Source organism: Quatrionicoccus australiensis, assembly GCF_020510525.1.
In the GTDB taxonomy this organism is placed as follows: domain Bacteria; phylum Pseudomonadota; class Gammaproteobacteria; order Burkholderiales; family Rhodocyclaceae; genus Azonexus; species Azonexus australiensis_B.
This window is the reverse complement of the sequence record NZ_CP075188.1, coordinates 514,429-537,000: the sequence shown is the minus strand read 5'-3', so window position 1 is coordinate 537,000 and position 22,572 is coordinate 514,429. Positions and strand designations below refer to the sequence as shown.

Sequence of the window (22,572 nt, the reverse complement as noted above, 5' to 3'; positions counted from 1 at the left end):
TATCTACTTTGCCGATTTTGATAGTGTCAATCCAAGAAATTCGTCATAACGCTGTTCAAGGTGACCAGAGTCAAGCATTTCAAAAACCCATTTCTTCAAGTGCTCGCATTCCGCTACTCCAAACGGTTCACTATTCTCATCAACAAATTCAAGCGAATCGGATAATGCGTCAATCCAAAACATGTCGACATCAAAGTCACCACCACGCCACAACTCATTAATTGCGTCGTCAAACATTTGGCGAAGGAGTTTGATTCTGCCCTCAAGGGTTGCCAGCAAACGTGAATTCTCGTGCTTTAAGTGCTGTTCGTGGTCTGGTGACTGTTGATTGTTGTCTTTTGGATTGTTTGCCTGTGTTTTTTGGCCTGGTATATTTACCAAAGACAAATTCAGTTCGCCCTTGAAGGCCCTCTGGCTCAGGGCGCCGTAGAGGGTTTCAAGGTGGTCGAGGCTTTGCTGGTAGCTGGATTTAATCTCCTCAACCTTGTGGGCAACTTCAGCAAATTGATCTTGCAGCTTGATGGGCGGATACGGGAATTCGAGAGAATCCAGGACCCCGGTGTTCATATGGGTGAACGCCCCGTCAGCCCCTGTCTTCAAACGTCCCACCCGGCCCTTGCAGTAAAGCATTAGCGAAACGAAATGTAGGGGACGAAGTTCAGCACCAAGACGAAGGCGGATCAGATTGGTGCTGATGATGGCCGGTTGCCCCTGCATGCGTACCACGCACATTTTGCCAACAGTTCCGGCGCGAGAAATGACAATGTCGCCATCTTGTAGATTGTACGCAGCTAGTTCGGCGTATTTGTCGGAGGTGATCCACATGCGGAAAGGCAAAGCTATTTGCCCAGCGGGACCTATGTTGTCCATGTTCCAGACGGGGATGCCTGACTCGACAAGCTCTTCCTTTTTCAAGGCGCTACCGAATGGGCCGCATTTGGTTCCTTCTTTCGGATTAACGTAGAAATCCGATAAGCGCCTTATGGGAAATCCTTTCGGATTAACGATAGGGTCGCCAAACATTTCCAGAAATACGCTCTTGAGCAAGTCATCGAGTTGTTGCAGGTGTTGTTTACGCTGGGCGATCAGCCCTTCCACCTTACCTAGCAGGTGGGCGATGCGGATTTGGTCTTCGAAAGATGGAAGAAGAACTGGAATGCGATAGACGTCATCTCTATTTAACCCAGGAATAGCGGCTGAGCGATTAAGTTCTTGTAGACGTAATGTCCGCAAAAGACGATAGAGCCAATCAAGGCTGAACTCATGCTCGCCACGAGGTTCTACGAAATAAGTGGTATCGATAGGCCAGCTGGGTGTCTTGACGAAATGAACCTCCCCAATCGAGCCTTTGCGGCCAACAATAATCGTTGGGAAATTGATTAAGCTTTCATTGTGGCTATCAACCTGCCCATTTGAGCCAAATACAGGAACCGCACCTTCGTTTCGCTGATCTTTGCGGAGCGATTTCCCATATTTCAGTTCAAACAAATCACCGAGCAGGAGCGGAGTCATCCAACCATTCCTTTTAATTCCAAGAGTTCCCGCACAATCCCGCTCTGCACCTTGGCAAGTTCAATCTCGTCTACATCCCCTACCTCGGCCCGAATCAACCGATCCAGAATCACGCCGGGCGCGTCGTACTGCACTTCCTCAAACACGTCTTCCTTGTAACGGGAAAGCGAGAGGTCGTAGCCTTCTGCCTCGATTTCGCTGCGCGGCACCATGAAGCATTGGGCCGTGCGCTCGTTGTCGGTTGCGGCATGACGGGCGTGGTATCTGGCGACGATATCCTGCAGGTCGCCATAGCCTTCCCGTTTTCTGCGTTTGTCGTCGAGGTCGTAGCCGTCGGCCTGCATTCCGTAGAACCAGACCTGTTCGGTGGCTGGTCGGTCGACCTTGTCCTTCGCCCCATAAACCTTGGTGAAGAGCAGGATGGCGGTACTAACCCCGGCATAGGGCTTGAAGACGCCGCTGGGTAGAGTGATGACGGCCTTGAGATCGCAGCGTTCGACCAGCAGTTGACGAAGGGTCTTGAAGGCACCGCCGGAACCGAAGAGCACGCCTTGCGGCACGATGACGCAAGCGGTGCCGCCTTTTTTCAGTAGGCGGTAGATGTTCTCGACGAAGAGCAGTTCGGTCTTGGTGGTGGCGAGTTGCAGGTTTTCGTTGATATCGCCCTTGTCGATGCTGCCGGTGAAGGGCGGGTTGGCCATCACGATGTCGTATTGAGCTTCTTCGGTGTAGCCCTTGGAGAGCGTGTCCTGGTAGTCGATATGCGGCTCGTCGATGCCGTGCATCATCAGGTTCATCAGCCCCAGGCGCACCATGGTGGCGTCGATGTCGTAGCCCCAGAGGGATTCCTGTAGGATTTTCTGGGCGTCGGCGGTGAGGCTGGCGGCAACCGAAGTGCGGACGAAACCGTCTTCATCGGGGACAAGATTTTTTGTGTCTGCCCGGATGGCGAGCTGGGTGACGATGTACTGGTAGGCACCGAGCAGAAAGCCGCCGGAACCGCAGGCCGGATCGGCGATCTTGTGGCCGAGTTGCGGCTGCACCAGGTCGGCCATCAGCTTGATGATGTGGCGTGGGGTGCGGAACTGACCGTTCTTGCCGGCAGTGGCGATTTCGGAAAGCAGCATTTCATAGACATCGCCCTGAATGTCCTGGAAGGCCTGGCCGTTGATCCGCGAGTCGCGCTCCATGACCTCGAAGATTTCGTCGATGGTCTTCACCGCTTCCACCAGCAGCATTGGCTTGGGGATGATGAACACCGCATTCTTCATGTGGTGGGTGAAGTTGGATTCGGCGCCGTTCAAGTCCTTGAGAAAGGGGAAAACCTTGCTCTGGACATGCTGCAGCATGTCTTCGGCCTGCATGCGCTTGAATTCGCTCCAGCGCAGGCGGCGCCTGTCGATGGCGTAGCGCTTTTCGTCTTCCTGCTTCCTGGCCCAATCGGCATCGCTATCATTATCTTCGCGCCGCGCACGGTATTCGGGTGGAATCCACGAGCCAACGAACTTTGATTGGTAGGGCTCGCCGGTAAATTCAGCGTCGGACTGGCGCTTCAAGTCCAGCTCGTCGAGGCGCTTCATGAACAGCAGGTAGGTGATCTGCTCGATGGCAGTCAGCGGATTGCTGATGCCGCCGCTCCAGAATTTGTTCCAGAGCTGTTCGATCTTGCCTCTGAGTTCGGGGTTGTTTTGCAGCATGTTGATGATCCTTGGCCGGTAGCGTGTACGCTGACCGGCAGATGGCGATGGCGCGCGAGCGACTTATTCTTTCGGGGCCGGCAGTGTACCCGATTGCTGGACGAGCTTCCTTTCCTCGGATTTGACGCGGCGTTCCAGCTTTTTGATGTCTTCTTCCGGCGGCAGTTGTTCCGGCTTGATGCCGCGCTGACCCAGCATGTCGCGTACGCTTTCGTTGTTCTGCACATGCTCGCGGGTGATGGCGCGCTCGCCTTGCAGGTTGTCCTGGCTGACGTTGTGATTGGTGATTTCGGTCGCCAGGTTCTTGGCCGCAATGGTCAGGGTGGGCAGGAAATCGGCCAATGGGCGGGTCTTGGTGATGCCAAAACGGTCCTTCATGGCCTGGGTGGTATGGCCGCCGAAGAGCGCCGCGTCGCCCTGGGAGCGGATACGGCCAAAACCGGCATCGTCGACGCCGCGTTCATAGATGTTCTGGGAAAGTGTCTTTTCCGATTCGCGCAGGCGCTCGCGGGCATCAAGCCGGGCTTGCAGGCGCATGCGATCTTCGATCAGTTCCTGCTTGCGGGTCTGGATGGCAAAGTAGCTTTGGGCAAAGGCGATCGGCTCCTTGCGCGGGTCGCCGTTCTGGGCGATCAGGTAGCAGGCGTAGCGGGTGAGCATGTAGTCGTCGATGAGACGCTCGGCGCCGCTACCAAGTCTGACCATTTTCGTGACGCCACGAAAATGGTCGCTAACCGCGTAACCAGTGGTTTCACAGGACTCGATGGCGCGGTTGATCGCATTCTGAAAGTTCTCCCAGCGGTTGTAGCCAAGCGGCTCCATGAGATCGCGAGCGAACCAGAATTCAATGCCTTCGTCCGGAGTCTGCTGGGCCAGGGCGTCAAATTGGTTAGTCAGTAATTGAATCGCGCCAGATTGCATAGTGACTCCCTTTTATTCCTGTTTGTTGTTAAGCGGCAAGACGCTCAGTGAGTTGAAGAATTTCGTTGATTTCAGCCGGGCTGAACACGCCACGGATGCCTTGCGGGTGGATGACAGTGAATGGTGCGCTGATCAGGTCCTTCTTCTCTACCCGTTCGCGCTCGATGATGAAGTCCTTGAGCAGCTTGAGAAACTCCATCTGGCGGCTGCTCAGCGTGGTGTGGGCGCGAATGAATTGATCGAAGGCTGCACTGACTTCGTCCGGAAAGCTTTTCAGGGTTTCGATGCCAAGGATATGGCGGATGAACTGGATGAAACGTGCCTTGCGGTTTTTGTAGACCTGGCGCAACAGGTCTTCGGTGATGTGTGGGTGTTCTTCGTGCAGGAGCTCGGCCAGTTGATCGGCCTCGTCGGCTCTCACCGTTTCGCCGTTCTTGATTTTCTGTAGTACCGGGTTGTGATCGGTCAGCTCGGCAATCAGGACTTCAACCATTTCCCGGTAACGGGCGATGTTGACCGCCTCGTGTTGCGGGCCGAACTCCACCCATTCCTTCTTGTGCAGTTCGTCGACCAGATCGAGATGCGTCTGGCCCTCTCCCGTTGGCTGTTCACGGAACTTCATTAGCGGACCAAGTTTGATCACCAGTTCGTCGTAGGCGTCTTCATCGGCTTTGGCCCAGTAGTGGCTGGATTGCGCGGCGCGAATCAGGGCTTCTTCCTGTTTGACGAAGCTCACCGAGAGCGGCAGTTCGCTGATTTGTTCGACGATGCCCTCCTGGATGGTCGCTGCTTGTTCCTTTTCTTCGTTAAGCAAGGCTAGCGAGTATTCGAGCAGGTCGCGCTCGAAACGCATGGCCTTGAAGTCGGCTTCGGAAACGGTGCGGAACAGCGGTTTGATTTCGGTTCGCAGGAATTCGAGCTTCTGGTGGGTAAGGCTGATCCAGAAGTTTTCTTCTTCTAGCCGTGACAGCGCAGCAGCGGCCTCCTTGATGACGACTGAGGTCTTGGGCAGCGCGGCAATCTGCCGGCGAAGTTTGGTGATTTCGCGCTCCGCAATGTCGGCCAGGCCACTGTCGACGGCTTTCTCGATTTTGTCGAGCCGCAGGCCGACCAGCCGGACCGGCAAAGGCAACTGCGGTTTGAGTTCCTTGCCTTTGGGATTGAGCTTGAAATATTCGAAGTTGTCCCAGCAATCGAGAATCAGGAAAACATCCTTCTCGGTGCACCAGGGCTTGGGTTTGTTGCTTTCCAGCAGGCGGGTGCCGCGTCCAACCATCTGCCAGAACTTGGTGTAGGAATAGACCGGTTTGGCGAATACGAGATTAACGATCTCGCGCACGTCGATGCCGGTATCGAGCATATCCACGCTGATCGCAATGCGCGGCATGTCATTGTTGGTGAATTGATCGAGCAGACCACCCTTGCCGTATACGCGCGGATCGTCGGAGACGAGCACCTTGGCCAGTTCGCCGTGGTATTGCGGGTAGAGCTTGTCGAAAATTTCTTCCATCCGCCGGGCATGCGCCTTGGTGGCACAGAAGAAGATGGTTTTGCCCGGCAGCACGCCGTTGGCGTCCTTGATTGACTCTTCCATGAACTCGCGGACGATCAACGTATTGGTACCCTTGTTGATCACCTGCTTTTCGAGTTGAGAGCCTTCAAAGTTGATTTCTTCAACCTCCTTGCCTTGCAGGATCAGCTTTTTCTGGTCTTCGAGCGAAATGGTGCGCTTGCTGATGCCTTCCATCTGGAACTTGGTCTGAATTTTCATGACCTGAAAATTGCAGAGGTAGGGCGGCTTATTGTTGACGGCTTCTTCGAAGGTATAGGCAAAAGTCGGCAGGCCGTCTTCGCAATGGAATAGCTGGAAGGTGTTGTGGTCGATGATGTCGGTCGGTGTCGCCGTCAAACCCAGAGTAATGGTCTTGAAGTAGTCGAGTACGTCGCCGTAGGTGTTGTAGATCGAGCGATGGCTTTCATCGACCACGATGAAGTCGAAGAAGTGTGGCGAAAGGTGCTGTACCTCGTCCCGGATGATGTTGAGCATCGTCGGGTAGGTGGCGACATAAATACGCCGGTCCTTCGCGATCAGCTTTTCACCCAGGTTCGGCCAGCGTGGCTCGTTGGGCATGTGCTCTTTAAAAGCGCCTAGCGCCTGTTCCCGTAGAGCAATACGATCAACCAGAAACAACACCCTTTCGGCATGCCCGCCACGCATCAGCGCATCGATCATGGCGATACAGGTTCGGGTCTTGCCCGTACCGGTGGCCATGACCAGCAGGAAATTGCGTTTTCTTTGCTCAATGCCTTCGAGCACCGAGCGAATGGCGCGAATCTGATAGTCACGCCCGGCAATGGAGGTGTTGATGAATTCCTGTGTCAGCGGCTTGCGATTACGTCGGATGTAGGCAAAGCGTTCCAGATCGTCGCGAGTCGGAAAGCCGACGACCTTGCGCGGCGGGGCATTTTCCAGATCCCAGAAATAGGTTTCCAGGCCATTGGTATAGAAGCAGAATGGCAACTCGCCACCGAGTTGTTTCTGGATGTTGTAGCAGTACTGCTTGGCTTGTTCCCGGCCAATGGCGGCATCACGGCTGGACTTCTTGGCTTCGACAACGGCGAGTGGCTTGCGGTCTTTGCCTAGCAGAACGTAGTCACTGAACTGATGGCCTTCGTAGCGGGAACGCGGCTCGGCTACACCTTCGGGAAGCGCGGTCAGAATGTCGAACTCTTCCACGACCTGCGTAGGGTCCTTGACGTTCCAGCCGGACAGGGCCAGATGCTGGTCAATAAGATCGGAGCGGGTTTGTGCTTCAGATTTGCTCATGACTTACCTGGCTGGCTATGTACCGCTGACGCATTTGGAGACCCGTTCGCCTACGAAACCGTTGGTAAAGGGGGCATGTTAATTGAATGAACAGGGATAGCGAAGTGTCTCCGCATGCCGATCCAAATCGGCCGAAGTTTTGTGGATCGCGTTGAACGTCTGTACCACAACGAAAATGCCGGGCGAAGAGTGCGATTGGATGGCCGCTTAGGCCGAATATCAGACCCCAACAGACCATACCTCTACGCGACATATGCCCTATAAATACGCCCGATGATCCAAATGAAAAAGCCCCGCCAAAAGTGCGGGGCTTTTTGTCGATCGCCGGCCGGACAACTAGGACGCCGGTGTATCCCGCCCGGCCCAGCGCTGCGCCAGCACGCCGCCGACCGCCAGTTGCAGGGGGTGGTAGATCATGATCGGCATCAGGATCAGGCCGAGCGCCGGATTGGCACCGAAGATGAGATGGGCCATCGGCACGCCGGAGGCCAGCGTTTTTTTCGAACCGCAGAATACGGCGGCGATCCGGTCTTCGATCGGCAGGCCGAGCAGGCGACCGAGCAGGCGGGTCAGGGCGAGGACGATCGCGAACAGGAGCGTACTGCCGACGATGGTTTCGAGCAGGATGAGCGGGCCGTAGTTGGACCAGACGCCCTCCTTCACCGTATCGGCAAAGGAGGTGTAGACCAGGGTCAGGATGGTCAGCCGGTCGACGATCTGGATACGGCCTTTATTGCGGCTGGCCCAGGTAGCGAGTGCCGGACGCGAGAGCTGACCGAGCACCAGGGGCAGCACCAGCCAGAGCAGCAGGTCGATGATGACCGGCCAGACGTCGAAGCCGCCCCCGCCGCTCCCAAGTATCCAGGCCATCCAGAACGGCGTCAGGACGACGCCGAGCAGGCTCGACAGGGTGGCGTTGAAAACGGCAACCGGCACGTTGCCGCGTGCCGCCACGGTGAGCGCGACCGATGAGGAAACGGTAGACGGCAGCGCGCACAGGTAAAAGAAGCCGGTTTGCAGATCGGCCGCCATCCAGCCGCCGGAAGCCTTGAGCAGCAGCCAGCCGAGGACGGGGAAGACGAGGAAGGTGCTGGTCTGGATCAGCAGATGCACCTTCCAGCGCAAGGCGCCGTCCTTGAGCGAGGCCAGCGAGAGGCCCAGGCCGTTGAGGAAGAAGACCAGGGCGATACCGATCTTGTTGAGCAGTTCCGGATGCAGGAAGCCGCCCTTGGCGCCGGGTGCCGGCCAGATGAAGGCAAGGGCGACGGCGACCAGCATGCCTTTGAGAAACCAGTCGAATTTGAATTTCATGTTGAATGACCTTGTTGGGGTTCGATGAAGTCCGGGCGCGGCAGCCTACCAGGCCGCGACGCAGCCGTCGCTGCGCGGATCTTCGCCGCCCTCGATCCAGCCGTCCGGATGCAGGACAAGCGCCCCCGCGTGCCCCATGCGCTCGTCGAAATCGCCCGCCACTTCGACCGGGTGGCCCAGCGCGCGCAATTTGTCGATGATTTCCGGCGCATAGCGCGACTCCAGCTTCAAGCTCGTACTCTGCTCCGCCCAGGTCCGGCCCAGCAACCAGCGCGGCGCGGCAACCGCCGAACGGACATTGTGGCCGCCCCAGACGTAACGCGAGAAGACGGCCGCCTGCGTCTGCGGCTGGCCTTCGCCGCCCATCGTGCCGTACACCAGCAGGCGACCGTCGTCGAGGCGCGCCATCGCGGGGTTCAGCGTGTGGAAGGGTTTGCGCCCCGGCGCCAGGCTGCGCAACTGGTTCGGCCGCAGGTCGAAGGAGCAGCCGCGGTTCTGCCACCAGATGCCGGTCTGCGGCAGGACAACGCCGCTGCCGAATTCGAAGTAGATGCTCTGGATCATGCTCACCGCACGGCCTTCGGCATCGACGACGCCCATCCAGGTGGTATCGCCGTCCGAGTTCGGCGCCGGCCACGGACTGGCCTTGCCGAGCGGCACGGCGGCAGCCAGCGCATCCAGGGTCGAGTCGCCGAGCAGGCCGGATGGATCGATCTGCATCGCCGCCGGATCGGTGACGTACTTGTCGCGCACGATGAAGGCCTGCTTGGTGGCTTCGACCAGCGCATGGATGCCTTCGACATTGTCCGGGCTCCAGCCGGCCTGGCGAATGCGGTCGTAGATGCCGAGGATGAGCAGCGACGCCAGGCCCTGGGTTGGCGGCGCCATGTTGTAGACCTTGCCGCAGGACAACTGCACCTCGAGCGGCGCCTTGATTTCGGCCTGGTGGCGGGCGAGATCGGCTGCGGTAATCGGACTGCCGACGGCGGCCAGGTCGGCGCCGATCTGCTGCGCCAGTTCGCCGCGATAGAAATCGTCGGCACCGGCTCGCGCCAGTTGTTCGAGCGTCGCCGCGAGAGCCGGGAAACGATGCCGCTGACCATAGGCCGGGACCTTGCCATCGGCCAGGAATGCGTCAGCAAAGCCGGGCTGGGCCTGCAGTTCCGCCAATTTGTTGCGGGTGTTTTCTTCCTGGCTGTGAGTGACAGGGAAGCCTTCCCGCGCATAGTGGATGGCGCTTTCGAGCAGGCGGGCGAAAGGCAGTCGACCGCCCCATTCGCGGCGGCTGAATTCGTAGGCCGCCCCCCAGCCGGAGAGCGTACCGGCCACCGTATTGGCAGCCAGCGGGCCGCGCCAGGGAATGCTCGTCAAGCTGCAGTAAAGTTCGCGTGTAACGCCGGCACCGGCCGCGCCACAGGCATCGATCGAGCGCATCGGCTGGCCCGGCGCATGCATCAGCCAGAAGCCGTCGCCGCCGATGCCGGTCATGTGGGGATAGACCACTGCCAGCGTGGCGGCGACGGCGATGGTCGCCTCGATGGCGTTGCCGCCGTCGCGCAGGATGTCGAGGCCGGCCTGGGCCGCGAGGGAATGCGAGGCGACAACGGCGCCACGGGTTGCGAGGATGGGTTTCATGCCGATTCGCCCTTCAAGTTTTGTTTGCTGGTGGACGGGAGACCCCAGGCCGGCGCAACACGATTGGTGGCGCTGCGTGCCGAGAGCAGATGCGAACGCATCTCCCGGTAAGTGGTGATGACATCGTGGGCAAGGATGGCTTCGACGATCACCGAATGCTCTTCGAAGGATTCGCCCATCCGCTCGAGATTGCGGAACTGCGTCCGGCGGAAGGGCGAGACGCGGTGGCGCAGGCTGGTTGCCAGTTCGATCAGTACCGGGTTGTAGCAACCGCGGATGATGGTCGCGTGCAGCTCCAGGTTGGCCGCATCGTAGCGATCGATATCGCCAGCCTGCATCGCCGCCCTGCCCTCCGCATGCAGTTCGCGCATGCGGCTGCGGTCCTCCTCGGTCATGCGCAGCGCGGCATGCCGGGCGCAAGCGGCCTCCAGCTCGCCGATCGCTTCGAACATCTGGTCGAGCTGGTCGACGGTCAGTTCGGCAACGACCGAACCGCGGTTCGGCCGGGTATCGACCAGGCCCATGATGGCGAGTTGCTTGAGCGCTTCGCGCACCGGCGTCCGCGAGACGTTGAAACGGGCGGCCAGGCTGACTTCGTCGAGACGCGAACCGGGTGCCAGGTTGCCGAGAACGATTTCATCGGCGATACGGCGGCAGACATCATCGGCCAGACCGCCCCGGCCGCGGCCATCTTCAAAGGAAAGGACGCTCATCAGGCAGCCTCCGCCAACGGCATGAGCGGATGCCAGCAAGCCAGCGCCTGCGTGCCAACCGATTGCAGGGGCGGCACTTCGCGCCGGCATTGTTCGCTGGCGTGCACGCAGCGCGGCGCGAAACTGCAGCCGGGCGGCAATGCGGCCAGATTGGGCGGCGCACCGGGCACCGCCAGGAGCGGCTGCCCGCGGTTCTCGGTGCCGACCGTCGCGGCCAGCAGGCCGGCCGTATAGGGATGCCGCGGCGCGCGGACGATCTGGCTGACCGGCCCCTGTTCGACGATGCGGCCGGCGTACATGACGGCGATGCGATCGGCGACTTCGACGGCGGCGGCGATGTCGTGCGTCACGAAAATCACCGACATGCCGGTTTCGCGTTGCAGTTCGCGCAACAGCAGCAGGATCTGGATCTGCACCGTGGCGTCGAGCGCCGTGGTCGGCTCGTCGGCGAGCAGCAGTTTGGGCTGGCAGGCCAAGGCCAGCGCGATCATCGCGCGCTGGCGCATGCCGCCGGACAGTTCGTGCGGATAGGCGTCGAAACGCCGTTTTGCCTGCGGAATCTGCACCCGTTCGAGCATCTGCAGGGCCTGGGCGCGTGCCGCCTGTTCATCGACCGCGGCATGGGCGCGAATGGCCTCGGTAATCTGCTGGCCGATGGTGTAGACCGGATCGAAAGCCAGGCCGGGTTCCTGGAAGACCATGGAAACCGTGCCACCGCGATACAGATCGAGCGCCCGGCCCTTGAGGGCGAGCACATCCTGGCCGTCGACCAGCATCTTGCCCAGGATTTTCGTCGTCCGTTCCGGGTGCAGGCGCAGCAGGGTGCGCAGCGTGACGCTCTTGCCGGAGCCGGATTCGCCGAGCAGACCGAGCACTTCGCCGGCGCCGAGTTCGATGTTGACCTCGTTCAGCGCGCTGGCGGTACGGCTGCCACAAAATTGCACCGACAGATCCTGCAGGGAAACCAGGGGGGTAGTCATGGCTGAACCTCCGTAAGGGCAGCGGGATGACCCGAACTCGGGTCGTTGAGATGGCAGGCGGCCTGATGCGCCGGGTCGCCGGGCAGGCCGATCAGCAGCGGCGCCTTGGCGGCGCAGACCGGATGCGCATGCGGACAGCGATCGTGGAAGCGGCAGCCGCTCGGCGGATTGATCGGGTTGGGCGGATCGCCAGCCAGCGGCGAAGCCTGCGTCCGGTTGTCCGGGTCCATCGAGGGCACGGCGGAGAGCAGCGCCCGCGTGTAGGGATGCGCCGCCTGGCCGTAGATGCGCTCAACCGGGCCGGTTTCGACGACCTGACCGAGGTACATCACCATCACGTAGTCGGAGATGTAATGCACCACGTGCAGGTCGTGCGAGATGAACAGGTAGGTCAGCTGACGCTCGGCCTTGAGTTCCTGCAGCAGGTTGAGCACCTGCGCCTGCACCGACTTGTCGAGTGCCGCGACGGCCTCGTCGAGAATGACCAGGCGCGGATCGAAGGCCAGGGCGCGGGCGATATTGACGCGCTGGCGCTGGCCGCCGGACAACTCGTGCGGATAACGGCTGGCGAACTGCGCCGGTTCCAGGCCGACGCGCGCCAGCAGTGCGTGCGCCTGGCGCATCGCCTCGGCGGCCGGCATGCCGTGCACGCGCGGGCCGTAGGCGATGGTTTCGGCAATGGTCAGGCGCGGGTTGAGCGAAGCGAAGGAGTCCTGGAAAACCATCTGCAGGCTGCGCCGGAATTCCTTCAAACGGATGCCGCCGAATTCATCGACGCCTTCGCCGTCGAACACCATGTTGCCCGAATCGGCCGCCATCAGCCGGGCGATCAGGCGGGCGGTGGTCGATTTGCCGCAGCCCGATTCGCCGACGATGCCCAGCGTCTTGCCCTTGGGCACCGAGAAGCTGACGCCATCGACGGCATGGACGAACTTTTTGCTCTTTTCCAGCGGTTGACCGCGTACGGCGAAGTATTTCCTGAGATTGCGCACGACCAGCAGCGGCTGGGCCGGACCGCCCCGGTCCTGAACCGGGGCCTGGGAGTAGGAGGAGGTATTCATCGACGGATGTCCATGGCCGAGCGCACGCTGTCTGCGAGCAGATTGAATGCGATTGAAGTGACGAAGATCAGGGCACCGGGCAGCGCCGCGATCCAGGGATTGACGTAGATTGCCGAACGCAGCGTGTTGAGCATCAGGCCCCATTCCGGCTCCGGCGGCTTGACGCCGAGACCAAGGAAGGAGAGGCCGGAGGCGAGAATCATGCTGACGCTGAGCAGGCCGGTCGCATAGACGAAGACCGGGCCGAGCACGTTGCCCAGCACATGCACGCGAATGATCGAAAAGGCGCCGGCACCGCTCATCCGCGCCGCCTCGATGTAGTCGAGCTGGCGCACCTGGGTGGTGACACTTTCGGCGACCCGCACCACCTGCGGCACGAAGACCAGGGTCAGCGCCAGCAGGCTGTTGCTCATGCCCGGCCCGAGCGCGCCGGAAATCGCCACGGCGAGCAGCACCGAGGGGAAGGCGTAGAACACGTCGAGGACGCGCATGATGACCATGTTGACCTTGCCGCCGACGTAGCCGGCAAACAGGCCGATCGCGGTGCCGATGCCGAAGGCGGCGAGTACCGGCACGACGCCCATGAGCAGCGACAGGCGGCCGCCGTACATGAGCCGTGTCAGCATGTCGCGGCCGAGTTCGTCGGTACCGAGCAGGAAGCCGGGGCTGCCGATCGGCAGCAGGCGCTTGATCATGCTCGCCTTGAAGGGATCGGCCGGCGCCAGCCAGGGCGCGAAGACGGCGGCGCCGATGATGATCAGCAGGACCAGGCCGGCGGCCAGCGCCATCGGATCGTGCCGCAGCTGGCGCCAGACGACCAGCCAGTAGCTGCGGCTCGGCGCCGGAGCGGCTACGGCGGCGGCCGGCAGGGAAAGTTCGAGAGAAGCAGACATCGATAGTCTCCGTTTAGCCGCGGCCCATGCGCGGGTCGATCAGCGGTTGCAGGATGTCCACCAGCAGGTTGAGGACGACGAAGAACATGCAGAGCACGAGGATGGTTCCCTGCAGCAGGGGGATGTCGCGCTGGAAGATCGCGGTATTGAGCAGGAAACCGGTGCCCGGCCAGGCGAAGACGGTTTCGACCAGGATCGAGCCGCCCATCAGGTAGCCGATCTGCAGGCCGGCGACGGCGAGCACGGTCGGCGCCGTGTTCTTGGCGATGTGACGGAAGACGGCGACGCCGGACAGGCCGCGGGCGCGCAGCGCAGTGACGAATTCCTGTTCCAGCATGTCGGCAACGAGGGCGCGCACGGTGCGGGTGATGATGCCCATCGGGATCACCGACAGGGTGAGCGCCGGCAGCACCAGGTGGCGCAGGTGCTCGACATCCCACAGCCATTCCGAGGAACCGCCGGGGCCGGCGCCCATGGCGGGAAACCAGGGCAGCCAGATGGAGAAGACGATGGTGAGCACGAGGCCCAGCCAGTAGTGGGGAATGCTGACGCCGATCACCGAAATCACGGTGGCGACGCGGTCGATCCAGGTGCCGTGGCGGTAGCCGGCCAGGGCGCCGAGGATGCAGCCGATCAGCACGCCGCCCAGCGCGGCCATGCCGGCGAGCAGCAGCGTGTTGCTGACGGCGCTCAGCACTTCGGCGGTGACGGCGCGACCGGAGGCGATCGAGGTACCGAGATCGCCCTGTACGGCGCGCAGCAGCCACAGGCCGTATTGCACCGGCACCGGCTTGTCGAGGCCGTAGGCGCTCTTCAGGGCGACGATGACTTCTTCCGGCGCATCGGCCGGGGCGATGGCGTTGAGCGGATCGCCCGGTGCCAGGTAGACCAGCACGAAGGAAACCACCGTCACGCTCAGCGCGATGGGGATGGCGTAAATCAGACGCTTGATGATGTAGGCAAACATGAGGCGCTTTCTTCAATCCGGCCGGGGCCGGTGAATGGCCGGGGCGAACCCCGGCCCGGTGGATCACATGCGGATGGTGGTCAAGTCCTGGAACCAGTGCTGGGCCTGGATGAATTCCTTGACCTTGGGCGAGATGGCGTGCGGATTGACGTCATGCACCACCCACAGCATCAGTGCGTCGTCGACCATGGATTGATGCACGAAGGAGAGCAGCCCGTCCTGCTTTTTGGTATCGAAGGTGGTACGAATCTGGTCGATCGCGGCATCGACCTTCGGGTTGTTGTAGCCACCCCAGTTCACGCCGTTCGGTGCGACGTAACGGCTGTCGGCAAAGCGGGTCAGTGCGTAGAACGGGTCGGCGGTAACGTAACCGAGGTTGATCGCGGAGATGCCCTTGCCGGCGTTCATGTCGGCCTTGGCTCCGCTACGCCAGTGCAGGTAGAGGTTCTCCAGCTCGACCACTTCGAAAGTCACCTGGATGCCGATTTCAGCCAGGCTCTGCTGGATGAACTCGTTCATCGGCAAGGACAGCATCTGGCCGGTACCGCCCTGGGCGATGATGACCTTGGCCTTGAGCGGCTTGGCCTGGCTGTAACCGGCCTGGGCCATCAGGGCACGCGCGGCGGGCAGGTCGTAGCCGATCTTGAAGGCCGGCTTGCCGAACCACGGGCTGGTCTGGTCAAGCTGCCCCTTGGCCGGCGTTGCCAGCCCGCTCATCAGGCTGACCACGGCGCTACGGTCGATCGCCAGGTTGGCGGCCTTGCGCACCCGGATGTCGGTCCATGGCGAGCCGGGCTGGGTCGAGAAGTGATACGGCCAGACATGCGGCGTAACGTTCTGCACCAGCTTGAAGCCGGCACCCTTCAATTGCGGCAGCACATCGGGCGGCGGCGTTTCGATGATATCGACCTGGCCGTTGAGCAGTGCATTGGCACGGGTCATCGCGTCGGGAATCGGCACCAGCACGATGCGATCCGTCTTGGCCATGCGCGCCTTGTCCCAGTAGGCGGTGTTCTTGACCAGGTCGGCCCGCTCGCGCGGCACCAGCTTGTCGAGCTTGAAGGGACCGGTGCCGGACGGCTTGCTGGCGACCTTGTTCCAGTCCTTGCCCATCTTTTCCCACTGCGTCGGGCTGGAAATCAGGAACCACGGCAACTGGTAGGGGAACAGCGCGTCGATATCCTTGGTCGTGATTTCGACCGAGTAGTCACCGACCTTGCGATAGGAGGCGATCGACGGAATGCGCGGGCGCACCTGGGCGCTCTGCTTGGCATCGAACTGCGGCGACTTGTCGGCCAGCACCTTGTCGAGGTTCCAGACCACGGCGTCGGCATTGAACTCGGAACCGTCGTGGAACTTGACGCCCTTGCGCAGCGTGAAGACCCACTTCTTGTTGTCCTTGGCATCGACCTTCCACTCGCTGGCCAGGCCCGGCACCAGCTTGCCCGGACGATTGCCGACGTTGGCCTCCCAGGCGACCAGCGGGTCGTACAGGGTGTGGCCGGTGAACTGGTAGGCGCCGGCGCCGCGATCCGGCTGACCGGTGGTCAGCGGGATGTCGGCCATGGAAATGCCGTAGCGGGCGACGGTTTCTGCATGCAAACCGCTATGCAGGGTGAGCGCCAGGGGAAGCGCCGCCAGCCAGCGTGAAAGCTTGGTGAATTGGGGGTTCATGTAGATCTCCAGAGTGGTGAAAGCACTGGAGAGATTGCATGCAATGTGCCAATTCAAGCGGTTTTCGGAATGTATTTCCTAACGAACTGTTCGGTATAAAAAATTTGATGGATTGTTCTTTGCAGCCAAATCGGGAAGAAGGAGCCTGCCAGGAAAAGGCCCTGCGGGATTGCATGCAAAATGCACTCAAGCGGGGCATCCCGCTGCAGAAAATGACCAGTATGGGGCGCGACAACAGACGCCGGCGATCATTCAAAACGGGCAGAGCGTGCCCGCAAAAACGCGGGCAGGTATAACATCCGAAGCATTCCCGGCCCGCCGCCACCGCCGCTCGCCACGTCAGAACACATGGAGTCGTGTATGAAATCCCCCTTGCTTGCCGTCATGCTCGGCCTCGCCCTGGCCACCCCGCTCACCGGCTGGGCGCAGGCGTATCCCAGCCGCGAGTTGCTCAATACGCAAAGCAGTGTGATCGGCGAGACGATCAGTTATCCGACCACCGGTCCGGCCCGGATCAAGGCCAATATCGTGACCATCGCGCCAGGTGCGGAAACCATCGTTCACCGGCATCCGGCGCCGATGTTCGCCTACATCCTGGCCGGCGAATTAACCGTCGATTACGGCAGTTACGGCAAGCGCGTGTATCGCCAGGGCGATGCCTTGATGGAAGCGATGCATGCCGCGCACCGGGGCCTGAACCTGGGCAGCGACGTGGTGCGCATTCTTTCCGTGCATATGGGTGCGGACGGCACGGAAAACGTTGTCCTGGAAAAAACGGAGCCACCGCTCCGTCCAGACAACGCTCAATAGCGGGCGGGCTGGAGCCCGTCCGCGTTGGGCAACTCAGTGCAGCAGGTGAGCCTCGAAGGTCGATTCGGCCTGTTCCGGAAAGCGGAACTGCGCGAACAGGCGTTGAATTTCGGCAGACTGCACGCCCGGCCTGGCGATGAAGCTGATGCCGATGCGCTGGCCCTGCTGCACCAGCGTGTTGAACGCGTAGTGCCATTCCCGCGCTTCTTCCAGACGTTCGATCACTTCGTGTTCCTTGCTGATCGCGACGCCAGCGCCTTTGAGTGATTCAATGAAGCGGGTGGATTCGATGTTCGGGTTGTGGATCATGATCTCTTCGCAGATGGTTGGTTGCTATGTCTGCTTAACGATCATCTCCACATTTGCGCTGACGTCTATCGTGTAGCGACGTGTAACGACACTGTCACCATCGATGACATCCGCTCAGGTCTCGCGTTCAGGCCTCGCGCTCAGGTCTCGTCTTCGTAGCCGTGTTCGGCTTCCAGCTCGTCGGCGAACCTGGCCGCCAGTTCAGCCCGGCCGGCGCAGGTTTCAATCCGCTGCAACAGGCGTTCGAAGGCTTCGTCGTCGATTTCGCCGGCAGCACGATTGACCGACAGGACATAGACCAGGAACTCGATGTTCTCGAGATCCTCGGGGCAGCCCGGCGTCTTGCCCAGGGCCGAGGCGAGCGCGCTGGCCAGCGACTTGCCCTCGCCCTGCGCGGGTTTGGGCGCCAGGTCGCGGTGTGCGGCCTGCACGATCCGGAGCATGTCCGGGTGATCTTCCGGGAGCGTCTGTTCCATGGTGAGGGATTCCGGTGAGGGGCGGGAGAAAAAGCCAAAGCGCCGGGCAGGAATCAGCTTCCTGCCGGCGCTTTCAGCGACCGGTCGCCTGCTTGCGCTCGAAGGCGATCGAGCGGGCCAGCCAGGCCGACCACGCGGCCATGGCCGGCGGGTAATTGCTGTAACCCTGGCTTTCGATGTCGGCGTCGAGCACGGACTGGATTTCGGACGACATGGACAGCGCGGGGTAACGGTAACGACGTTTGGCAAGTTTCATGATCTGGCTTGGTGATATTGGTCAGCAGGGCGTGAACTTTACCTGCATTGCACGCCCGCGTCAGTCATGAACGGATTTTTGCACTCCATTTGAGCAGCGCCTGCATCTGCTCGGCGAGTAATTGCTGCAGGCGGGCGTCGGTCAGGTTGCCGTCGGCGTCGAAGGCGCCGGCAAAGGCATTGGCAAAGACTTCCGGCTTGTTGAGCGGATGCAGGTCGAGGAAGACGCAGACCTGGCGGAGGTGGTACTGGGCGCGCGAGGTGCCCATGCCGCCGCCGGCGCCCATGATCGCCACCGCCTTGCCGGCGAGCAGCGCGTTGTCGGGTTCGCGCGAGGCCCAGTCGAGAATGTTCTTCAGCGCCGGTGCCAGCGAGTAGTTGTACTCCGGACAGGCGAGGACCAGCGCATCGGCGGCGCCGATCTGCGCCAGCACGCGCGCCACGGCCGCCGGCTTTTCACCGAGATCGGCGTTATAGAACGGCACGTCGGACAGATCGGCAAGATCCATGCTGACATCGGCCGGCAGAACCGCCTGGGCGGCCCTGAGCAGTCCCTTGTTGGCGGACTTTTGCCGCAGGCTGCCGGCCAGACCGAGAAGTTTGATCGCCATCGTTTTCTCCTTGTAAGCGTTGCACTGCACTGGGACGGGAAGATCCGGCTTTCGTTCCGGATATCTGCTCACCACTCATGATCGACCTTACTGCAAACGAAACGCGGCTCCTTGTTTGTCCGCCAAAAACGGACAGACATCCCGCATGCGATGACACATGTCTTGAGCGGCACGAAAACAGCCTTTTTTTGGCCGTCGACCGCTACGCGGCCCGGCAATCGCTGCCTCAGGGAGCTCGTTTCGGAATTTCATGCCGGAGCGTTTTCCAGACTTCGCTCAGGGTCGCCAGCAAACTCGGCGTATTTGCGCCGGGATAACTGGCATAGATGGCAACGACCAAACGCTGGTCGAAATCGATATAGAGGCTGCTACCGTAACTGCCGATCAAGGCCACCCGGTTCGCCGTCCCGCCCAGGTGTACGAAGCCGTAGCGCGCTTCGCTGCCCTTGGCGAGCCCCTTGATCTCGCCCGAACGCAGCCCTGAAGAGGCGGTCAGGGTTTCGATGAACCACGCCGGGATACGACCCCGGCTGCCCCGCGCCTCGATCAGTTCCTGCCCCAGCTTGGCAAAATCGCGCAGGGACATGGCCAGACCGGCTGCCAACTCCACCCCTTCGGCATCGCTCAGCCAGAGCACGGGATGCTCGGGCCGATTGCGCACCATCAGTTGTTCGCAGAACAGGCGGGAAAGTGCCTGCCGATTGCTTTCGGCCAACAACCAGGCGAGTAGCTCATCGTCCGGACCGGCGCCCGGATCATTGCCTTGCCGCTCGGCCAGCGGCTTGTCCCAACGCCCCGCTTGCATCAGCCAGGGGCGCACGGCGGCCGGCTGGGCTCCGACCCAACCGGCTGCCTGCCACCAACTGCGCAGGTCCTCCGCCGACCAGGCATGCGCTTCCTCGTTTTCGAGCAGGCGCTGCACCGACAGTTTGCGCAAGCCCGCCGCCCCGTTGAAGGCCGGCAGATAACGGCTGACTGCCTTGTCGGCCGCCAGCTTGCCGGTGCTCATGCTGATCGCCCCCAACAAATTGAGCCAGGGCCGGGTCGCTTCGAGCAGCAGGCGCGGCTTCTCGGGCTGCAGGCCGTTGCGGTAACGCTCGGCAACGAGGCGACCGTTACTCAGGACAACCAGACCGTCGGCGTAAAGGCGGCTGTCGAGCAGGAAAGCCAGCTTGTTGGGGCGACCGTCGAGCGGATCGAGCGCCGGGAAATCGTCAATCGGCCGCAATCTGGCTGGTGGCGGCACGACCTTGTCCGGCGGCTGCAAACGCCAGGCCGGCATGAATACTTCGCCGTACTGCAAAGTGAGGCGCTGGTGTTCGAGCGCCAGCCAGTTGCTCTTGTCGATCCACGCCCCCAGTTTCTGGGCGCCGACCGGCAAACGTTCGAACTGACAGGCCGGCGCTGCCGCAGAACACATGCCGCTGACCGCGAACAGGATGGATACGACTGACAGACGGCGAATCATTGCTTCTTCTCCTGAGCTAACTCGCTTTACCCTGCAGCCGTTCGCAGGCATCGCGCACCAAATCGTTCAAATTGCCGTGCATTTCCTGACGGGCCCGCAACCAGTCTGCATCGCCCGGGTTTTCCCCGGATGTCGCCCGAAGGCCTTGCAACCAATGCTCGCAACCAAGCGCCCGGGCATCTTCGCCGATGTTTTCGAGGAGCACGGCAAGACGCTCCTGCAGCGGGTATTGGCACTGGGCAACCGGATCGGAAATCATGGCCTGCAAACCGTAGCGACAGGCCTGGAACTTGTTGTAACGGGCAACCAGAGCCTCCGCCGCGGTATGCAAAGGTGGCCGCACGCGCAGCAACCAGCGCGCCAACGACTGGGCCAGAGCGGTCAGCGCGCAGGCTTGCTCGAGGCTCAGGGGCGTATCGCAGACACGTATCTCGACCGTGCCGAACTCCGGCTTGGGCCGCACATCCCAGTACAGATCCTTGATCCCTTCGGCAATGCCGCAGGCCTGCAGGAAAGCAAAGTGCTCGGTGAATTGCTGCCAGTCCGCCAGCGGTGGACACTGACCGCTGAGCGGAAATGCCGAAACGGCATTGAGCCGGGCCGACTGATAAAAGCTGTCGACCCCGTCGACAAAGGGCGACGAGGCGGAGAGGGCAATGAACACGGGAACATAGACGCCGAGCGCCTGGGTCAGCCAGATCGCATCGTCGGCGGAACTGCAACCGACATGGACATGCTGGCCGAAAACGGTGAATTGCTTCGCCAGATAACCGTAACGCCGATACACGTCGTCGAAGCGCTCCCCCGGGCAAATGCGCCGCTCCGGCCAGCGATGGAAAGGGTGCGTGCCACCACCGCAAACCGCAATGTTGTTGCGGGCGCATTGCCGGATCAGGATATCGCGCAGGCCGCCAAGGTCTGCCGCGATCTCGTCTACCGTCGAACGGGCCAGCGTGCTGATTTCGATCATGCTCTCGGTGATTTCCAGCTTGATTTCGCCGTAACGGCCATCGTAATCAAGACTGTCCAGCAAGTCGGTCGCCCCTCGCGTCAGATCGAAATCGCGCCGCGAGACCAGTTGCAACTCGAGTTCGACCCCCAGGCTGAACGACGCGCTGCGCGAGAATTCGCCAAGTGCTTGCTTACTCATGCAATTCCTCCGTCACCGGCGGCCCGGCGTTCGTTCTCGCCCTCGCCGGAGCGTTGCAGCGCCAGCCGGCACAAGGCCGGCCCGGCCAGTTCCATGATTGCCGCGGCAAACAAGGGGAGACTGAGCGCCGAGCGCCCGACTTCCGGATAAAGACTGGCAATTTCATAAGCCATGAACACGGCCGTTGCCGACAGGGGTTGAATACCGATCCCGACCAGCAAACGCTTGGGCAAGGCCAGGCTGCCACCGGACCAGGCCAGCGCGCCGATTTTCGCGACCGCCCGCACCACCAGCAAGCCCACTGCCTGGGCGCCGATCAGCCAGGAAAAGTCGGACCAGGGCAGAGACGCGCCAATCACGACGAAAAGCACGATAGCCAGCAACCAGTGGGCATCCGGCAACTCGGTATAGCGCAGGGTCTGGCGCCGATCGCGCGACGCCAGCAGGACCCCCATCAGGAACAGGGTCAGAAAGACCGGTATGGCAAGCATGCGCGCCACCCCGACCGTCAGCATCGCCGATGCCATGAGAACGAAGACCTGGGCCAGCGAACGCTTGGGCAGCCGGTGTGCAATCGCGAGCGCAAGGCGGGCCCCGGCGGCTGCGAGCAACAAGGCGCCAATCGCAACCCAGAGCGGATGCGCCAATGCGCTCAGCCAGTCGTCATTCTGCTCGGCGTGCACGACACCGAGCACGATGGCAAATGCGACGAAGGATGCAGCCGAGCCAAGCGCCGTATGCAGGATGATACGTTCGGTGACCTGCCCCTGAGCCTTGGCCTCCTCGACACTGAGCAGCACGACGGCCGGCGCCGAGGCCATCGTCACCGCCGCGGTGGCCGCCGCCCAGGCCGGCGACAGGCCGACCACGAAGAAAGCGAAGAGGAAGATCAGCACGAAAGACAGGCCGATGTCGCTCGAGGTACTGCGCAACAGTTCGGCATTGCGGCTCAACCACGACAGATCGAGACGCCGGCCGACCTCCATCATGAGCAACCCGAGCGCGGCATCAGCGATCGGGCGGGCCTGCGCCAGGGCTTCGATGCTGATCCAGCCAAGCAGGGAAGGACCAAACAGCATGCCGGCCAGGACATAGCCGATAACCTTTGGCCAGGCGAACCTGGCGTGCAGCCATTCACCGATGAGCAGGCCGACCACCACCAGCAGGCTGAAGAGGGCCAGCGAATCGATAGTTTCGGGAAAGGGCGGCAGGAAGAAGAGGCGCACCAGCAGGTTTTCCCACAAGGAGCGCAAGGGTGAAACAAGCAGTTCAATCATCAGGCTGACTCCCGCTCGGCGACCA

General features: G+C 61.4%; 20 protein-coding genes. 1 reads left to right on the top strand and 19 read right to left on the bottom strand.

Going from position 1 to position 22,572, the window contains the following annotated elements; all coding sequences use genetic code 11:
- Nucleotides 1–3: 3 nt before the first annotated feature.
- The 12 genes from KI612_RS02585 to KI612_RS02530 all read right to left on the bottom strand — a co-directional run bounded on the left by KI612_RS02585 (nt 4) and on the right by KI612_RS02530 (nt 16,191).
- Nucleotides 4–1,512, bottom strand: coding sequence for a restriction endonuclease subunit S (locus tag KI612_RS02585; protein ID WP_226442277.1), 1,509 nt, complete (start codon nt 1,510–1,512; stop codon nt 4–6).
- Entirely contained in the window at nt 1,509–3,209 is a 1,701-nt protein-coding gene (locus KI612_RS02580; protein WP_226442276.1) for a type I restriction-modification system subunit M, read from the bottom strand. The genes KI612_RS02585 and KI612_RS02580 overlap by 4 nt, the downstream gene beginning before the upstream one ends.
- Before the next feature lie 63 nt (nt 3,210–3,272).
- On the bottom strand, nt 3,273–4,130 hold the full coding sequence (gene dinD / locus KI612_RS02575) for a DNA damage-inducible protein D (protein ID WP_226442275.1): 858 nt from the start codon (nt 4,128–4,130) through the stop codon (nt 3,273–3,275).
- A 28-nt stretch (nt 4,131–4,158) separates the two neighbouring features.
- Complete coding sequence (locus tag KI612_RS02570) at nt 4,159–6,957, bottom strand: DEAD/DEAH box helicase family protein (RefSeq protein ID WP_226442274.1); 2,799 nt, start codon at nt 6,955–6,957, stop codon at nt 4,159–4,161.
- A 336-nt stretch (nt 6,958–7,293) separates the two neighbouring features.
- On the bottom strand, nt 7,294–8,268 hold the full coding sequence (locus KI612_RS02565; protein ID WP_226442273.1) for a bile acid:sodium symporter family protein: 975 nt from the start codon (nt 8,266–8,268) through the stop codon (nt 7,294–7,296).
- Nucleotides 8,269–8,313: 45 nt separating this feature from the next.
- On the bottom strand, nt 8,314–9,903 hold the full coding sequence (locus tag KI612_RS02560; protein WP_226442272.1) for a gamma-glutamyltransferase family protein: 1,590 nt from the start codon (nt 9,901–9,903) through the stop codon (nt 8,314–8,316).
- On the bottom strand, nt 9,900–10,616 hold the full coding sequence (locus KI612_RS02555; RefSeq protein WP_226442271.1) for a GntR family transcriptional regulator: 717 nt from the start codon (nt 10,614–10,616) through the stop codon (nt 9,900–9,902). Before KI612_RS02555 ends, KI612_RS02560 begins: the two co-directional genes overlap by 4 nt.
- Entirely contained in the window at nt 10,616–11,596 is a 981-nt protein-coding gene (locus KI612_RS02550) for an ABC transporter ATP-binding protein (RefSeq protein ID WP_226442270.1), read from the bottom strand. The genes KI612_RS02555 and KI612_RS02550 overlap by 1 nt, the downstream gene beginning before the upstream one ends.
- Nucleotides 11,593–12,657 carry an ABC transporter ATP-binding protein gene (locus KI612_RS02545; RefSeq protein WP_226442269.1) on the bottom strand — a complete coding sequence of 355 codons (1,065 nt, stop codon included), beginning with the start codon at nt 12,655–12,657 and terminating at the stop codon, nt 11,593–11,595. Before KI612_RS02545 ends, KI612_RS02550 begins: the two co-directional genes overlap by 4 nt.
- On the bottom strand, nt 12,654–13,550 hold the full coding sequence (locus KI612_RS02540) for an ABC transporter permease (protein WP_226442268.1): 897 nt from the start codon (nt 13,548–13,550) through the stop codon (nt 12,654–12,656). Before KI612_RS02540 ends, KI612_RS02545 begins: the two co-directional genes overlap by 4 nt.
- A gap of 13 nt (nt 13,551–13,563) precedes the next feature.
- Nucleotides 13,564–14,517 (bottom strand): ABC transporter permease, encoded by a 954-nt coding sequence (locus tag KI612_RS02535; protein WP_119492266.1) that lies wholly within the window; start codon nt 14,515–14,517, stop codon nt 13,564–13,566.
- A gap of 63 nt (nt 14,518–14,580) precedes the next feature.
- Nucleotides 14,581–16,191, bottom strand: a complete 1,611-nt coding sequence (locus KI612_RS02530; RefSeq protein ID WP_226442267.1) for an ABC transporter substrate-binding protein — start codon at nt 16,189–16,191, stop codon at nt 14,581–14,583.
- A gap of 360 nt (nt 16,192–16,551) precedes the next feature.
- Between KI612_RS02530 and KI612_RS02525 the strand changes: the two genes are divergently transcribed.
- Nucleotides 16,552–17,001 (top strand): cupin domain-containing protein, encoded by a 450-nt coding sequence (locus tag KI612_RS02525; RefSeq protein ID WP_226442266.1) that lies wholly within the window; start codon nt 16,552–16,554, stop codon nt 16,999–17,001.
- 33 nt (nt 17,002–17,034) lie between these two features.
- Here the strand turns inward: KI612_RS02525 and KI612_RS02520 are convergent, their stop codons facing one another.
- From KI612_RS02520 to KI612_RS02490, 7 genes are all read right to left on the bottom strand, one after another.
- A complete protein-coding gene (locus tag KI612_RS02520; protein WP_226442265.1) occupies nt 17,035–17,310 on the bottom strand; it encodes a hypothetical protein in 276 nt (91 codons plus the stop codon).
- Between the two features lie 140 nt (nt 17,311–17,450).
- A complete protein-coding gene (locus KI612_RS02515; protein ID WP_226442264.1) occupies nt 17,451–17,786 on the bottom strand; it encodes a hypothetical protein in 336 nt (111 codons plus the stop codon).
- 73 nt (nt 17,787–17,859) lie between these two features.
- The gene (locus KI612_RS02510) at nt 17,860–18,042 is read right to left on the bottom strand and encodes a hypothetical protein (RefSeq protein ID WP_226442263.1); all 183 of its coding nucleotides are present in this window, start codon (nt 18,040–18,042) and stop codon (nt 17,860–17,862) included.
- A 64-nt stretch (nt 18,043–18,106) separates the two neighbouring features.
- Nucleotides 18,107–18,652: an NADPH-dependent FMN reductase gene (locus tag KI612_RS02505; protein ID WP_226442262.1), complete on the bottom strand. Its 546-nt coding sequence runs from the start codon at nt 18,650–18,652 to the stop codon at nt 18,107–18,109.
- 226 nt (nt 18,653–18,878) lie between these two features.
- Nucleotides 18,879–20,120, bottom strand: a complete 1,242-nt coding sequence (locus KI612_RS02500; RefSeq protein ID WP_226442261.1) for a serine hydrolase family protein — start codon at nt 20,118–20,120, stop codon at nt 18,879–18,881.
- 16 nt (nt 20,121–20,136) lie between these two features.
- Complete coding sequence (locus KI612_RS02495) at nt 20,137–21,270, bottom strand: YbdK family carboxylate-amine ligase (RefSeq protein WP_226442260.1); 1,134 nt, start codon at nt 21,268–21,270, stop codon at nt 20,137–20,139.
- Entirely contained in the window at nt 21,267–22,547 is a 1,281-nt protein-coding gene (locus KI612_RS02490) for a cation:proton antiporter (protein WP_226442259.1), read from the bottom strand. The genes KI612_RS02495 and KI612_RS02490 overlap by 4 nt, the downstream gene beginning before the upstream one ends.
- Nucleotides 22,548–22,572: the final 25 nt, after the last annotated feature.